Source organism: Pantoea sp. SJZ147, assembly GCF_007828605.1.
Classification (GTDB): domain Bacteria; phylum Pseudomonadota; class Gammaproteobacteria; order Enterobacterales; family Enterobacteriaceae; genus Pantoea; species Pantoea allii.
In genome coordinates this window covers 53,861-69,058 of record NZ_VIVB01000011.1, presented here as the reverse complement: position 1 = coordinate 69,058, position 15,198 = coordinate 53,861, and the positions used below count along the sequence as shown (strand labels likewise).

12 protein-coding genes are annotated in these 15,198 nt (G+C 54.9%); 6 read left to right on the top strand and 6 right to left on the bottom strand.

Going from position 1 to position 15,198, the window contains the following annotated elements; all coding sequences use genetic code 11:
- The first annotated feature begins 150 nt into the window (after positions 1–150).
- Positions 151–2,556, top strand: a complete 2,406-nt coding sequence (gene malP, locus FBY13_RS16385; protein WP_109717813.1) for a maltodextrin phosphorylase — start codon at positions 151–153, stop codon at positions 2,554–2,556.
- Between the two features lie 9 nt (positions 2,557–2,565).
- Positions 2,566–4,638, top strand: a complete 2,073-nt coding sequence (malQ, locus tag FBY13_RS16380) for a 4-alpha-glucanotransferase (protein WP_145394623.1) — start codon at positions 2,566–2,568, stop codon at positions 4,636–4,638.
- A 39-nt stretch (positions 4,639–4,677) separates the two neighbouring features.
- Here malQ and nfuA read toward each other — a convergent pair whose 3' ends face one another.
- The gene (gene nfuA, locus FBY13_RS16375) at positions 4,678–5,253 is read right to left on the bottom strand and encodes a Fe-S biogenesis protein NfuA (RefSeq protein WP_063877524.1); all 576 of its coding nucleotides are present in this window, start codon (positions 5,251–5,253) and stop codon (positions 4,678–4,680) included.
- A gap of 58 nt (positions 5,254–5,311) precedes the next feature.
- Positions 5,312–5,992: a DNA utilization protein GntX gene (gntX, locus tag FBY13_RS16370; RefSeq protein ID WP_145394622.1), complete on the bottom strand. Its 681-nt coding sequence runs from the start codon at positions 5,990–5,992 to the stop codon at positions 5,312–5,314.
- 34 nt (positions 5,993–6,026) lie between these two features.
- Here gntX and bioH point away from each other — a divergent pair, with 34 nt between their 5' ends.
- The gene (gene bioH, locus FBY13_RS16365; protein ID WP_145394621.1) at positions 6,027–6,803 is read left to right on the top strand and encodes a pimeloyl-ACP methyl ester esterase BioH; all 777 of its coding nucleotides are present in this window, start codon (positions 6,027–6,029) and stop codon (positions 6,801–6,803) included.
- A 169-nt stretch (positions 6,804–6,972) separates the two neighbouring features.
- A complete protein-coding gene (locus FBY13_RS16360; RefSeq protein ID WP_063881049.1) occupies positions 6,973–7,242 on the top strand; it encodes a YdgH/BhsA/McbA-like domain containing protein in 270 nt (89 codons plus the stop codon).
- On the opposite strand, the gene FBY13_RS16355 is transcribed toward FBY13_RS16360, so the two are convergent.
- The 4 genes from FBY13_RS16355 to yjbE all read right to left on the bottom strand — a co-directional run bounded on the left by FBY13_RS16355 (position 7,243) and on the right by yjbE (position 12,563).
- Positions 7,243–8,928 (bottom strand): alpha-amylase family glycosyl hydrolase, encoded by a 1,686-nt coding sequence (locus FBY13_RS16355; RefSeq protein ID WP_145394620.1) that lies wholly within the window; start codon positions 8,926–8,928, stop codon positions 7,243–7,245.
- 319 nt (positions 8,929–9,247) lie between these two features.
- The gene (locus tag FBY13_RS16350; RefSeq protein WP_145394619.1) at positions 9,248–11,572 is read right to left on the bottom strand and encodes a Tex family protein; all 2,325 of its coding nucleotides are present in this window, start codon (positions 11,570–11,572) and stop codon (positions 9,248–9,250) included.
- A 99-nt stretch (positions 11,573–11,671) separates the two neighbouring features.
- Positions 11,672–12,148, bottom strand: coding sequence for a transcription elongation factor GreB (gene greB, locus FBY13_RS16345; protein ID WP_096011057.1), 477 nt, complete (start codon positions 12,146–12,148; stop codon positions 11,672–11,674).
- Between the two features lie 166 nt (positions 12,149–12,314).
- Positions 12,315–12,563 carry an exopolysaccharide production protein YjbE gene (gene yjbE / locus FBY13_RS16340; RefSeq protein WP_063877518.1) on the bottom strand — a complete coding sequence of 83 codons (249 nt, stop codon included), beginning with the start codon at positions 12,561–12,563 and terminating at the stop codon, positions 12,315–12,317.
- Positions 12,564–13,099: 536 nt separating this feature from the next.
- On the opposite strand from yjbE, the gene ompR reads away from it, so the two are divergent.
- Together ompR and envZ are read left to right on the top strand one after the other, a co-directional pair.
- Positions 13,100–13,819 (top strand): two-component system response regulator OmpR, encoded by a 720-nt coding sequence (gene ompR, locus FBY13_RS16335; protein ID WP_001157751.1) that lies wholly within the window; start codon positions 13,100–13,102, stop codon positions 13,817–13,819.
- Positions 13,816–15,180, top strand: coding sequence for a two-component system sensor histidine kinase EnvZ (envZ, locus tag FBY13_RS16330; protein WP_063877517.1), 1,365 nt, complete (start codon positions 13,816–13,818; stop codon positions 15,178–15,180). The genes ompR and envZ overlap by 4 nt, the downstream gene beginning before the upstream one ends.
- Positions 15,181–15,198 lie beyond the last annotated feature (18 nt).

The following is a 15,198-nucleotide window of genomic DNA, read 5'->3' as shown; positions in this document are numbered from 1 at the left end:
CTCTACGCCAGTTAGACAACTGGCGTTTTTCAAACCTGCCTGTCGCTTTTTTCTCCACTCACGTATTTAATGAATAGGGTCGCTGGCAATATTGCTGGCCCATGTGCATTCCATTTTTGCTTCACCCATATGGATACAGAAGGGAGTGATATGCCACAGCAGAAATTCAACAAATCCCGTTTTCAGGCTGCGTTAACCCGTCACTGGCAGCATCTTGGTTTCTCCTCCGCAAGGCAAATGACATCCCACCAGTGGTGGCAGGCTATCAGTGCCACAGTAAGTGAACTGCTCAATGCGCAACCGACCGTCCGGGGCGCGACACCACAGCGCCACGTGAACTATCTTTCCATGGAGTTTCTGCTGGGACGTCTTACGGGAAATAACCTGCTGAATTTAGGTTGGTATGATGAGGTCAAATCCCTGCTGGCTGAATATCAGGTTGAATTAAGCGAATTACTGGAAGAAGAGGTCGATCCGGCATTGGGCAATGGCGGCCTCGGCAGGCTGGCGGCCTGTTACATGGACTCGATGGCGACGGTTGGGCAGCCCGCCACTGGGCATGGGCTTAACTACCAGTACGGTTTGTTTCGTCAGCGCTTTGAAGAGGGGAAACAGGTTGAGGCACCCGATGACTGGGAGCGCGAGACCTATCCCTGGTTTCGTCATAACGCCGCGCTGGATGTCCGCGTCGCGATGGGCGGAAAAATCATAAAGCAGGATGACGGGCGTAAAGTGTGGGAGCCCGCCATTTATCTTCGTGGAGAAGCCTGGGATTTGCCGGTAACGGGTTATCGCAATGGCGTCACCCTGCCGTTGCGGCTGTGGAAAGCCACCAGTGAGCATCCCTTTGACCTGACCCTGTTCAACGACGGTAAGTTTTTACAGGCTGAGAAGCAGGGGATTGATGCCGCCAGCCTGACCAAAGTGCTCTATCCCAATGACAATCATCCACAGGGCAAACGCCTGCGTTTGATGCAGCAATATTTTCAGTGTGCCTGTGCGGTTGCCGATATTCTGCGTCGCCATCATCAGGCGGGCAGAAGCATTCATGCCCTGCCGGATTTTGAAGTGATTCAGCTTAACGATACGCATCCCACTATCGCCATTCCGGAGATGCTGCGCCTGCTGCTGGATGAGCACCAGTTAAGTTGGGATGAAGCCTGGCATATCACCAGCCGCGTGTTTGCTTACACCAATCACACCTTAATGCCCGAAGCCCTGGAGCGCTGGGATGAGAAGCTGATGCGCAGCCTGCTGCCGCGCCACATGATGATTATCAAAGAGATTAATCGTCGCCTGAAGCAGCAGATAAAGCAGCGCTGGCCTGATGACAAAGCGCTTTGGAACAAGCTGGCGGTGGTCGCCGACGGTCAGGTCAGAATGGCCAACCTCTGCGTCGTCAGTGGTTTTGCGGTGAATGGCGTGGCTGCACTGCATTCCGGGCTGGTCGTGACGGATCTTTTCCCCGAGTACCATCAGCTCTGGCCACAGAAGTTTCATAATGTCACCAACGGCATTACGCCACGCCGCTGGATCAAGCAGTGTAATCCCGCCTTAGCGGGGCTGATTGATGAAACCCTGAAGCGTGAATGGGTCAATAACCTGACCGCGTTGCAGGGGCTGGAGCCTTTCGCCGACGATCCCGCTTTCCGTCAGCGCTTTCGTGCCGTTAAGCAACATAACAAGGCGCGTCTGGCCACTTACATTGCGCAGCGCACCGGCATTGTGGTTAACCCGAACGCGATTTTTGACGTGCAGATCAAACGTCTGCACGAATACAAACGCCAGCATCTCGGCCTGTTGCATATCCTGCACTGCTATAAAAACGTCCGCGACAACCCCAACGATGCCAGTATTATCCCCCGCGTGTTTCTGTTTGGCGCTAAAGCTGCACCGGGCTATTACCTGGCAAAAAACATTATCTATGCCATCAACAAGGTGGCTGAGGTGGTGAATAACGACCCGCTTGTCGGCGACAAACTCAAGGTGGTTTTCATTCCTGATTACCGCATCACGGCAGCCGAATATCTGATTCCCGCCGCCGATTTGTCAGAGCAAATTTCAACGGCGGGCTATGAAGCGTCCGGCACCGGCAACATGAAGCTGGCGCTAAATGGCGCGCTGACGATTGGCACGCTGGATGGCGCAAACGTGGAAATTGCGGAGCAGGTCGGCGCAGAAAATATTTTTATTTTCGGCAATACCGTGGATGACGTTAAAGCCCTGAAAGCTGGAGGTTATAAGCCGCAAAAAGTCCGTAAGCACAACAAAGAACTGGATGCACTGCTGACGTCACTGAAAAAAGGGAAGTTCAGTCATGGCGATAAGCATGCATTCGACCTAATGTTGGATAGCCTGACAAAAAATGGCGATCCCTGGCTGGTGCTGGCGGATTATCAGGCTTATATCGATGCGCAAAAACGGGTTGAGGCCTTGTGGCGTGATCAGGAAGCCTGGACGCGCGCGGCGATTCTTAATACGGCGCGCACCGGTATTTTTAGTTCGGATCGATCGATTCGGGACTACCAACAGCGCATCTGGCAGGCGCAACGCTAAGGAATTGCGATGAAATCTACGTCACTTGATAAAGCCGCACTGGCGGCGGGAATCGCGCTCACGTATTTCGATGCGAACGGTGAACCCGAAGCCATCAGTGATGACACCAAGCGCGCCTTACTGGCCGTGATGGAAAACCCGCAGAAAGCCGGTAAATCCCCGCTGCCGCCCGTCGTTGTCTTCAGTGGCAATCGTCAACGCGTGCTCACGCCCGAGATCGACGGCAGCATAAACTGGCAGTTACAGACGGAAATAGGAAAGACTTTTAGCGGATCGCTGACGGGCGGTGAAGCCTTTACATTGCCTTCCCCTTTGGGACAGGGCTATCACCAACTTACCCTGAGCAAGGGGAAACGTGAGTGGCACACGCGCGTGATCATTACACCGCGCCGCTGCTATCTGCCTCCGGCCTTGCGCGCCGGAGAGAAACGCTGGGGCGCGCTGGTTCAGCTTTACACCGTGCGTTCCGGTAAAAACTGGGGCATCGGTGATTTTGGCGATCTGGAAACCCTGCTGGAGCAGCTTGCCGCTCGCGGCGGCGACTTTGTCGGACTCAACCCCTTGCATGCGCTCTATCCGGCCAGCCCCGCTTTTGCCAGTCCTTACAGCCCCTCATCGCGTCGCTGGCTGAATATCATCTACATCGATGTGTCACAGGTTGCCGATTTTCAACAAAGCAGCGCAGGTCAGAAGTGGTGGAAAAGTGCCAAAACCCAAAAGGCGTTAAATCAGGCTCGTGAAACCGAGTGGGTGGATTACGACGCCGTCATGGCACTGAAAATTACGGCATTACGTCACGGCTGGGCACAGTTTCAGGCCCGGGGTGCAGACGATGAGCAGAAGCGGCAGTTTGCAGCGTTTATCCAGCAGGGCGGTGACAGCCTGCGCTATCAGGCTGCCTATGATGGCCTGCAGGTTGAAATGCAGGGCAAAGGTGCCGCGCACGCCGGCTGGCCAGCATGGCCTGAGGGCTGGCGTAACAGCCAGTCTTCTGACGTTCAGGATTGGTGCGCACAGCACGCGGATGAGATTGCCTTCTGGCAGTGGTTGCAGTGGCTGGCTCAGCAACAGTTTTCTCAGTGCTGGGCGCGGAGTCAGGCGCTGGGAATGAGCGTGGGGCTGTATCGCGATCTGGCCGTCGGCGTGGCAGAGGGCAGTGCCGAAACCTGGCACGATCCCGAGCTTTATCGCCTCAAGGCGTCCATCGGCGCGCCGCCTGACAGACTTGGCCCGTTGGGACAAAACTGGGGACTGCCGCCAATGGACCCTCACGTATTGCAGGCCAGGGGCTATCAGCCTTTTATCGATATATTGCGCGCCAATATGCGTGACTGCGGTGCATTACGTATCGATCACGTGATGGCTCTGCTACGTCTCTGGTGGGTCCCGGCAGGGGAAACGGCGGATAAAGGCGCGTACGTCGCTTACCCGGTGCACGACCTGCTTGGCATTCTGGCTCTGGAAAGCCAGCGCCAGCGCTGCATGGTGATTGGCGAGGACTTAGGCACCGTACCCAAAGAGATCGTCAGTCTGCTCCGCGACAGCGGCGTGTTTTCCTGGAAAGTGTTGTGGTTTGAGCAGGAAAAACAGGGCGATTATCGCGCGCCACAGCATTATCCACGCCAGTCCATCGCCAGCGCCAGTACGCACGATCTCCCTACGCTGACCGGCTTCTGGAGTGCAGGCGATTTGCAGCTTGGTGAGAAAATCGGGCTGTATCCTGACGCGCAAACGGTACTCAATTTGCAGCAGCAGCGGATGAAACAGAAACAGGCGTTACTCGACGCGCTGCATAAAGCGGGAGCCGTGCCGGCGCGTAGCGCAAAACGGGCGGATTCTCTGGCGATGACGGCTGAACTGAATCAGTCCGTCCACCGTTTTCTGGCGGACACAAACAGTGCACTGCTCGGGCTGCAGCCAGAGGACTGGCTGGGGATGACCACGCCGGTGAATGTGCCGGGAACGGTGGAGCAATATCCCAACTGGCGGCGTAAGCTGGCCCAACCGCTGGAAAGCATCTTTGCCGATGAAGAGGTGAATAAACTGCTGAAAACCGTGACCAAACGACGTAAGGCAGGATAGTGTCAGGACGCGCGACAGCGGGGCTGTCGCGCGGATACATCAGTAGAAGGAGTGCTCGCCGCGCTGGTGTTCGGTGATATCGCGCACGCCTTTCAGTTGTGGGAAGGCCGCCAGCAGTTCTTTCTCAATGCCATCCTTCAGGGTGACGTCAATCATCGAACAGCCGTTACAGCCGCCACCGAATTGCAGAATCGCAAAACCGTCTTCGGTGATTTCCATCAGCGAAACGCGACCGCCATGACCGGCCAGTTGCGGGTTAATCTGAGCCTGTAACAGGTATTCAACGCGCTCGACCATGGGCGCATCATCGGACACTTTGCGCATTTTAGCGTTAGGCGCCTTAAGCGTCAGTTGCGAACCCAGGTTATCCGTCACGAAGTCGATTTCAGCGTCTTCCAGATAAGGCGCGCTCAGCTCATCAACATAGGCTGACAGCTTTTCAAACTTCAGTTCAGTATCAGTCGCTTCCACCGCATCAGGTGGGCAGTAGGACACACCGCATTCGGCAGTTGGCGTACCCGGGTTAATCACGAATACGCGAATCTGGGTGCCATCTTCTTGTTTGGATAGCAGTTTTGAAAAATGCTCTTGGGCAGAATCAGTAATTCGGATCATGTCATTTGCTCAATAGTTGACTAATTTAGTTGGTTATAATACGCCCATCATCCAGGCTCTACAAGGTACGGCACAGGCACCAGACTTGCACGCTGGCTGCGCCTCGCCTGTGTAGCAGGCGGCTAATTTCTCTTACCGTGCTGCCGGTCGTGACCACATCATCGATTAAGGCAATATGGCGGCCGGTCACATCCGTTTCAAGGCAAAACGCGCCGCGTAAATTGCGGCGACGCTGACGGGCACTTAACTGATGCTGAATGGCGGCTGCGCGCTGACGGGATAACGCCTGGCTGAATTCGCAGCCCAGCCAGCGTGACAGCGGTGTCGCCAGCAGGGCTGTTTGATTGTAACCGCGCCACCAGCAGCGTTGTGAATGCAGCGGAACACACATCAGTAAGTCGGGACGACGGGCCTGTCCTCTGCGATACGCATCCAACCAGCTTAGCAAAAGCAGCCGGGCCAGCATCACCCTAAGTGCGGTAATGCCCGAGAATTTTAATTGATTCACCCAGGAACTGAGCGGTGGCTGATAATGGCTGACGCAGACTAACGCCTGCCAGGGCGGCGGTTTACGCAAACAGCGGCCACAGGACAGGCTGCCGGATGCGGCTGGCAGGCCGCAGCGTGGACAGCGTGACGGCAGGCGAGGTAACTGACGCATACAGACGCAGCACAGGCCATGCAGCGCGATGCGCAGCGGCAACTGACATAGCCAACACAGGGCAGGCATTGGTAGCATAGTGACCTCCTTATCAATCATGGAATAGTAACGGATGAGCTCACTTTACTGGCATACCTGTGGCGAAGGCGATGACGATCTTGTGCTGCTGCACGGCTGGGGACTGAATGCGGAAGTGTGGCAAAACATTGTGCCGCGACTCAGCGCACAATATCGCCTGCACCTGGTCGATCTGCCAGGCTATGGCCGCAGCCAGGGCTTCAGCGCCCTGTCGCTGGAACAGATGGCGCAGGCACTGCTGCCGCGTCTGCCGCCGCGCGCTGTTGTCCTGGGTTGGTCGCTTGGCGGGCTGGTCGCCACGCAGTTGGCGTTGAGCGAGCCAGAACGGTTGCGTGCGCTGATCATGGTGGCCTCTTCGCCCTGTTTTACCGCCCGTGATGACTGGCCGGGTATTGCTCCCTTAACCTTGCATAACTTCCAGCAGCAGCTCAGCCACGACTTTCAGCGCACCGTGGAGCGTTTTCTGGCGCTGCAGACGATGGGAACAGAAACCGCACGTGCCGATGCGCGCAAACTCAAAGACATTGTTTTGTCGCAGCCTGTGCCTGATGTGGCGGTGCTCAACGCTGGGCTGACAATACTGAGCGACGAAGACTTACGGGACAGGCTTACCGCCATTAGGCTGCCCTTTCTGCGGATATATGGCGCGCTGGATGGCCTGGTACCGCGCCGTATCGCGCAGCAACTGGACGCGTTGCTGCCGATGTCGCCTTCTGTCGTGATGGACAAAGCCGCCCACGCGCCCTTTATTTCGCATCCTGATGCGTTCTGCCAGCAGATTGTGTCTTTTATCAGCCAATTAGACAGATAACCGCTGCCGTAACTGGCAAATTTCTGCACAGCGACAATACTTCATGAGTGAGCAAGGCCGCTGCACTTCTATGCGATTAGTCAGGGAGATGACTATGCCGTTCGATATAGCCTTAAGCGATTTGCGGCTGCTTACATCTCAACAATGGATCATGAATGAGGGTAGACAAATGAAGGTTATGAAATGGGTCGTTGCATCAATGATGATGGGCGCAGTGTCATTCTCTGCTTTTGCGGCGAAAGAAGTCACCAAAGAAGAAGTGCAGAAGATGAACCTGACCAAAATCGGCACCGTGAATACCACGGCAGAAACCACCTCGCCGATGGATGCCAAGAAGAAGCTGTCCGAAGCAGCTGACGAGAAGGGCGGCAAGTATTTCCTGGTGATCGCCGGTCGTGAGCACGGTAAGTTCAGTGCGACAGCGGAAGTTTACAAGTAATTATCGTAGCCACATGAATTGCCAGGCATCCAGCGTTACTGGCTGGGTGCCATCAATCTTCTCACCCCTTATCACATCCTGAAAAAGGTGCGCCTCCGGTAACTGCGCCTTGACCTGCCTGCCACTGAGATTGAAAACACAGAGCAATCCCTCACCACTGTCTGGATGATAGCGTTTCATCATCAGTAGCGCATTGTCGCTCTGAAATATCATCACTGGATTATCTGGGTGAAAGGCCGACAAACGCCGACGCTGCTGAATCAGTTTGCTTAGCTGTGTATAAACCTGATGGCGTAAGCCGCTGCTGTTTACCAGCGCGTCTTCGATAACGGAGAGCGGGTACTTTTGCCGGTTGATCGCGCGGTTATGCCCTGCCTCACGCACGCCGTCATAATCATTACGTGAACCCAGTATGCTTTGGATATAGATCGCCGGCACACCGGGGAAGGCCAGTAAAATAGCATGTGCCAGCATAAAGCGTCTGAGGCGCGTTTCATCGTCATCATCTTCACGGTTAAGCGCGTCGAAATAGGTGACGTTGATTTCATAGGGGCTGGTGGTGCCGTCGGGGTTATTTTTATAGGAAATCAGTGCGCCTTCCAGCGCCAGATCGCGCACCAGGGCCGTAATCTCCACTTCAGATAAAATTCCGCGAGCCGGATTCAGGCCTATGCCATCGTGCGAGGCCAGAAAATTAAAAAAGGTTGTGTTGCCCTTGCCCACTTCCAGGGTGCTGGCCCATTGACGCAGTGCACGAGCCGAGCCGGTGTGAATGGCGTGCAGCACCAGCGGCGGCAGGGAAAACTGATAGACCATCTGGGCTTCGTCTTGCCCGTTACCAAAGTAGCTGATGTTGTCTTTATGCGGCACGTTGGTTTCCGTGATGATAACAGTGCCTGGTGCGACGACATCGGCAATGGCGCGAAACAGTTTGACCAGCAGATGGGTTTTTTCCAGATGAATACAGCGGGTGCCCGGCGTTTTCCACATGTAGCCCACCGCATCCAGCCGCACATAGTCCGCCCCATGCTTCAGATAGTCGAGTAAGACCTCAACCATGCGCATGAGCACTCTAGGACTGGCAAAGTTCAGGTCAATCTGATCGGCGCTGAACGTGGTCCAGATAAACCGGATTTCACCGTTCGCCAGCGTGAACGGCGTCAGCAGCGGCGATGTACGGGGTCGCGTGACCGCACTGAGATCGGTGCTGGGCGGCAGACTAATAAAAAAATCATCCCAGCCCTCATCCTGAGCCAGATAATGTTTAAACCACGCGCTGTGTGCCGACATATGGTTACAGACAAAATCAAACATCAGGCGTGTTTCCTGATGCAGCAAGGCAATGTCGTGCCAGTCGCCACACAGCGGATCGACCTGATGGTAATCAATGACCGAAAAACCGTCGTCGGACGAATAGGGATAAAACGGCAGGAGATGCACCAGCGGAAAGGTGGATTGCAGATGCTGCTGATAAAAACGCGAAAAGGTGTTGAGTGTGGGTTTACCCGGCTCGCGAAACTGATCGGCATAGGTAATCAGCACCACGTCCTGCTCATCCCAGTGCGCCTTTCTTGGCAGCTTGGTTGTGTCGCGGGCCTCGACGATCGCGGCGAGCAGGCGTTCACGCATGGCCTCAGGAAAGGCATCGTCATAAATCTTATCGATTAAAGCAGTGATCTTTTCCATGTAAAAGGGTGCCACAGCAGGTGTCGTTATTATGACGGGCGTCTTTTTAGCGTAGCGTCAGGGTGGGGATTTTCAACTTAATCGTGCAAGGCCGGTCTGAAAAACCGCTGAAAAGCCGTCAGCGTGAAGCGGACGGGATGCTCTGCATCCATCACAAATACCCACAGGCGTTGCGCGGTAAACAATGAATGGCCACAGGGTTTGGTTCGTTCAGGTAAACCGAATCAGCCGCGGGACAGGGGATAATGACGGTGGGGGCAGGAATGACAGTCACCTCCACCCCGACAGCAGGGATAAGAGGTGACTGCGTGGTTTTTATCTAGCGTTTTTTACCCAGTGCCGCCGCGAGAGCGTCACTCATGGCGCTATTGCCTGCGGGCTGGCTGACGGGACGTGGGCGGCCCTTATTGGCGGCCGGACGTTTTTCTTCACGTGCCGTATTGCTCTTACCACCCCGGGCATTTCCTTCACCCGGCTGCTCGTCAAGGCGCATGGTCAAGGCAATGCGCTTACGTTGCAGATCCACTTCCATCACTTTGACTTTAACGATGTCGCCCGCTTTGACGACCTGATGAGGATCTTCCACAAACTTGTCTGATAGCGAAGAGATATGCACCAGGCCATCCTGATGCACGCCAATATCGACGAACGCACCAAAGTTCGTGACGTTAGTGACGGCACCTTCCAGTACCATGCCCGGCATCAGATCGTTCATGGTTTCCACGCCCTCGGCAAACTGCGCCGTTTTAAATTCAGGACGAGGATCGCGGCCCGGCTTTTCCAGCTCTTTCATGATGTCGGTAACGGTCGGTAAGCCAAAGCGGTCGTCGGTAAAGTCCACCGCTTTCAGGTTACGCAGGCTGGTGGGGTTGCCCATCAGCTCATTCAGCGCCTGCTCGGTCGCCGCCAGAATACGCTCGACTACCGGATAGGCTTCCGGGTGCACCGTTGAAGCATCCAGTGGATTGTCGCCGTGGTTGATACGCAGAAAGCCCGCGCACTGCTCAAACGCTTTAGGCCCTAAACGGCTGACCTTGAGTAGCTGCTGGCGGTTCTGGAAACGGCCATTCTCATCACGCCAGCCCACAATATTTTGCGCCATCATACGGGTTAACCCGGCCACGCGCGTCAACAGCGGAACCGAGGCTGTATTCAGATCGACACCGACGGCGTTCACACAGTCTTCTACTACCGCATCCAGTTTTTTCGCTAACTGGCTCTGGCTGACGTCATGCTGATACTGACCTACGCCGATCGATTTCGGATCGATTTTCACCAGCTCGGCCAGGGGATCTTGCAGACGACGGGCGATCGAGACCGCGCCACGCAGTGAGACATCAAGATCCGGGAATTCCAGCGCGGCTAATTCAGACGCAGAGTAAACCGAAGCGCCGGCTTCGCTGACGATAACTTTCTGTGCCGTGACCTGCGGGAACTGCTTTTGCAGATCCAGGAAGAAACGCTCGGTTTCACGTGAGCCCGTACCATTGCCGATGGCCACCAGTTCGACCTGATGTTTCACGCACAGCGCCGCGACCGCAGCGGCTGCTTTGGCGGTTTGTCCTGTGTGCGGATAGACCGTGTCGGTAGCAACCACCTTGCCGGTCGCGTCAACCACGGCAACTTTCACACCGGTACGCAGGCCGGGGTCCAGGCCCATCGTGGCTCTCATGCCCGCAGGTGCCGCCATTAACAGGTCGTGCAGGTTACGGGCAAAGACGTTAATGGCCTCATCTTCAGCGCGCTCACGTACGGTGCCCATCAGCTCGGTTTCCAGATGCAGCATAACCTTGATGCGCCATGTCCAACTGACCACGGCTTTGCGCCAGCTGTCGGCCGGTGCATTATTCAGTCGCAGATTCAGGTGCTCTGTAATCAAGGTTTCGCCGTGGCTTTCGCGCGGCGGCTCATCAAACTGGGGATCGGCATTCAGCGACAGCTGTAACACACCTTCATTACGACCGCGCAGCATGGCCAGCGCGCGATGTGATGGAACGCTGTGCAGCGGCTCATGGTGATCGAAATAGTCGCGGAATTTAGCGCCTTCTTCCTCTTTACCTTCCACCACTTTTGAAACCAGGTGGGCGTTTTTCCACAGATAGTGACGGACTTTAGCCAGCAGCGCGGCATCTTCAGCGAAGCGTTCCATCAGAATGTAACGCGCGCCATCCAGCGCGGCGCGGACATCAGCGACGCCGTTATCTGCATTGACATAGCCTGCCGCCACCTGCTCAGGATCTTGTGACGGGTCCTGCCATAACGTGTCGGCCAGCGGTTCCAGCCCGGCTTCAATCGCAATCTGTCCACGTGTACGGCGCTTAGGTTTATAGGGCAGGTAGAGATCTTCGAGTTCGGTTTTGCTGAGGGTGGTATTGATGGCATTCGCCAGTTCGTCGGTGAGTTTTCCTTGTTCCTCAATGGATTTCAGGATGGCCTGCCGACGCTCGGTTAATTCACGCAGGTAGCTGAGGCGGGTTTCGAGCTGGCGGAGCTGTGTGTCATCCAGGCCGCCCGTCACCTCTTTACGATAACGTGCAATAAACGGCACGGTATTCCCTTCATCCAACAGGCGGACGGCCGCATCAACTTGCTCGGGGCGCGCCTGTAGCTCACTTGCAATTAGCTGGCTAAGAACATTCATCATCGGACTATTTTGCTTTCTGGGTTGAGAAATAGCCGATAGTTATACGGATTGATGGCTGAAATTGCCAGAGAAGCGGCCCGCTTTCAGCGATATTCTGAATCAGGCTTCAATATAACTAATTTCATTAACATACCAGCATGCCGGGCCAGCTGGCGTCTCGACCACCGCCGCGTCGCCGACCGCTTTTTTTAACAGTGCGCGGGCCATGGGCGAGTCAATGGAGATGTAATCCTTGCGGCCAAAAATCTCATCGTAACCCACAATTCGAAAGCGCTTGATGTCGCCGTCGTCGTTTTCGACTTCAACCCAGGCACCAAAAAACACTTTGCCGTCCTGCTGCGGCGAGTAATCCACAATGCGCAGTTGCTCAATGCTTTTGCTGAGATAACGGACACGGCGGTCAATTTCACGCAGGCGCTTCTTGTTGTATTGATAATCCGCATTTTCACTGCGGTCGCCAAGGCTGGCAGCCCAGGTCACTTTTTTGGTGACTTCAGGTCGCTCTTCACGCCACAGGTGATCGAGTTCTGCTTTTAAGGTATTAAAACCTTCACGCGTAATCAGTCGGGTTCTCATGGTACAGCAGCCGGTAAAATCGAAAGTGCTTCAGTGTAAAGCAAATCAGGCGTAGCGAAAAAGAGGCGAGAAAAGGGTTTTTTACGGATCAAAAAACCCTTGTACGGCTTTTGCAGGGGACGGCACGGCCTTAGTCAGACCAATGCGCGTCCCTGAGGGGCAAGTCTTACTTACCGGCCTTGGTCGATGTCGTGGTCGAGGTGCTGCTTCCGTTGCCGTCACCGCCGCCGCCGCCCGCCGTTGCCAGTGCTACGCCTAACAGTGCGCCGACTGCGCCAATACCGATAGCATTTGAGTTACCCTGGGCTGTGGTGGTGGCCTGTGCGCCCGCAGCTTCACCGGTTGCGGTTGCGGCATAAGTCTGACCCACACTGAATAAAGCCAGCGCGCTCAGCAGTAAAATCGTTTTTTTCATTATGGTTTCCCCGTAAAACGGCAAATTGGTGTCGCTACAGTCTGGGTGATATTTATCCGGGCGCAAAGCGGGCTTTACTGATTGATTTATCTCTCTTTACCTGTAACTGGCCTTATTGGGGGTGAATCTCAAACTAATCCGAGAGAGGTCGCGTATTAACCTGTTTTTTTGCGGGATATTATGCTGTTATCAGAGGGGAAAACCGCCACATGCCAGATATGTCATCCGTCACTGATTTAATTTAAGGCAAATTTTCTGGCAAGCAGTTGAATTTACACGCACTGTCAGCCAGTGCATCCTGTTTAAACCAGGCAATAGCGGAATTTTACCTAATATTTCAGATTTGCCGTATTCTGTTTAACGCAGGTGGTGATGACACAGCTTCTCAGGCAGTCAGACCGAAATTTAAATATAAGCTGCTGTTTAATATGCTTTGTAACAATTTTGACTAGAATATAAACCATTAAACACTGTCACTGTGCCGCATCTTTTTTTAACAATATCGGCTCAGGCAATCGCGCCTTTGGGAGTTAAAAATGCAAGAAAACTACAAGATTCTGGTCGTCGATGACGATATGCGTTTGCGTGCACTACTGGAGCGCTATCTTACCGAGCAGGGCTTTCAGGTGCGCAGTGTCGCCAACGCCGAACAAATGGATCGTCTGTTAACCCGCGAATCCTTCCATTTAATGGTGCTTGACCTGATGCTGCCGGGCGAAGATGGCCTTTCCATCTGCCGCCGTCTGCGTAGTCAGAGCAACCCGATGCCTATCATCATGGTGACAGCCAAGGGTGAAGAAGTGGACCGTATTGTCGGACTGGAGATCGGTGCTGACGACTATATTCCAAAACCGTTTAACCCGCGTGAGCTGCTGGCGCGTATTCGCGCCGTGTTGCGCCGTCAGGCCAACGAACTGCCAGGCGCGCCTTCTCAGGAAGAAGCGGTCATTGCCTTTGGTAAGTTCAAACTCAACCTGGGCACGCGCGAGATGTTCCGTGAAGATGAACCTATGCCATTGACCAGCGGTGAATTCGCCGTGCTCAAGGCGCTGGTCAGCCACCCACGTGAGCCGCTGTCGCGCGACAAACTGATGAACCTGGCCCGTGGTCGTGAATACAGCGCCATGGAACGTTCTATCGACGTTCAGATTTCTCGTCTGCGCCGCATGGTGGAAGAAGATCCTGCTCACCCACGCTATATCCAGACCGTTTGGGGCCTGGGTTATGTGTTTGTTCCGGACGGCAGTAAAGCATGAGGCGGCTGCGCTTCTCGCCACGAAGTTCGTTTGCCCGCACCCTGTTGTTGATCGTTACCTTGCTGTTTGTCAGCCTGGTAACGACCTACCTGGTGGTGCTGAACTTTGCCATTCTTCCCAGTCTGCAACAGTTTAATAAAGTCCTCGCGTATGAAGTGCGTATGTTGATGACAGACCGTTTACAGCTGGAAGATGGCACGCAGCTTGAAGTGCCGCCCGCTTTTCGCCGCGAAATTTATCGTGAACTGGGTATTTCGCTCTATACCAATGCGGCAGCAGAGGAGAGCGGACTGCGCTGGGCGCAGCACTATAAGTTTCTTAGCGATCAGATGGGCCAGCAGCTTGGCGGCCCCACGGACGTTCGCGTCGAGGTAAACAAAAACTCCCCCGTTGTCTGGTTAAAGACCTGGCTATCGCCCGATATCTGGGTACGGGTGCCGTTAACCGAGATCCATCAGGGTGACTTCTCGCCGCTGTTCCGCTATACCCTGGCGATTATGTTGCTGGCGATAGGCGGTGCCTGGCTTTTTATCCGAATTCAAAACCGCCCGCTGGTCGATTTAGAGCATGCCGCACTCCAGGTGGGTAAAGGCATCATTCCGCCACCGTTACGTGAATATGGCGCGTCGGAAGTGCGATCGGTCACGCGAGCTTTTAACCAAATGGCGGCGGGCGTCAAGCAGCTTGCCGATGACAGAACGCTGCTGATGGCGGGCGTCAGTCATGATTTACGCACGCCGTTAACCCGTATTCGCCTTGCGACCGAAATGATGAATGAGCAGGATGGCTACCTGGCCGAGTCGATTAACAAAGACATCGAAGAGTGTAACGCCATCATTGAGCAATTCATTGATTACCTGCGCACCGGGCAGGAGATGCAGACTGAGCTGGCCGATCTCAATAGCGTGCTGGGTGAGGTGGTGGCAGCAGAAAGCGGTTACGAACGCGAAATTGAAAATGCGGTCATGGCGGAAGAGCTCATGCTGGAGATCAATCCGCTCTCCATCAAGCGCGCTCTGGCTAACCTGGTGGTGAACGCCGCGCGCTACGGTAACGGCTGGATTAAGGTCAGCAGTGGACGGGAACTGCACCGGGCCTGGTTCCAGGTTGAAGATGATGGTCCCGGCATTAAGCCTGACCAGTTGGCCCATCTGTTTCAGCCTTTTGTGCGCGGTGACAGCGCACGAAGCACCAGCGGCACGGGCCTGGGGCTGGCGATAGTGCAACGCATCATCGATGCGCATCAAGGGTCGCTGGAGATAGGTGACAGTGAACGAGGCGGATTACGCATCCGTGCCTGGCTACCCTTAGCGGAAAACCCCGAGGTGGTTCCACATAGCGGCAACCTGACGCTGAGTTGAGCAACAACGGCGCGGCCG

Coding starts and splice junctions, on each gene's coding strand:
- FBY13_RS16360 (WP_063881049.1), top strand. CDS start 6,973: ATGAAGGTTATGAAATGGGTCGTTGCATCAATGATGATGGGCGCAGTG.
- ompR (WP_001157751.1), top strand. CDS start 13,100: ATGCAAGAAAACTACAAGATTCTGGTCGTCGATGACGATATGCGTTTG.
- yjbE (WP_063877518.1), bottom strand. CDS start 12,563: ATGAAAAAAACGATTTTACTGCTGAGCGCGCTGGCTTTATTCAGTGTG.
- FBY13_RS16355 (WP_145394620.1), bottom strand. CDS start 8,928: ATGGAAAAGATCACTGCTTTAATCGATAAGATTTATGACGATGCCTTT.
- envZ (WP_063877517.1), top strand. CDS start 13,816: ATGAGGCGGCTGCGCTTCTCGCCACGAAGTTCGTTTGCCCGCACCCTG.
- malP (WP_109717813.1), top strand. CDS start 151: ATGCCACAGCAGAAATTCAACAAATCCCGTTTTCAGGCTGCGTTAACC.
- malQ (WP_145394623.1), top strand. CDS start 2,566: ATGAAATCTACGTCACTTGATAAAGCCGCACTGGCGGCGGGAATCGCG.
- bioH (WP_145394621.1), top strand. CDS start 6,027: ATGAGCTCACTTTACTGGCATACCTGTGGCGAAGGCGATGACGATCTT.
- greB (WP_096011057.1), bottom strand. CDS start 12,148: ATGAGAACCCGACTGATTACGCGTGAAGGTTTTAATACCTTAAAAGCA.
- FBY13_RS16350 (WP_145394619.1), bottom strand. CDS start 11,572: ATGATGAATGTTCTTAGCCAGCTAATTGCAAGTGAGCTACAGGCGCGC.
- nfuA (WP_063877524.1), bottom strand. CDS start 5,253: ATGATCCGAATTACTGATTCTGCCCAAGAGCATTTTTCAAAACTGCTA.
- gntX (WP_145394622.1), bottom strand. CDS start 5,992: ATGCTACCAATGCCTGCCCTGTGTTGGCTATGTCAGTTGCCGCTGCGC.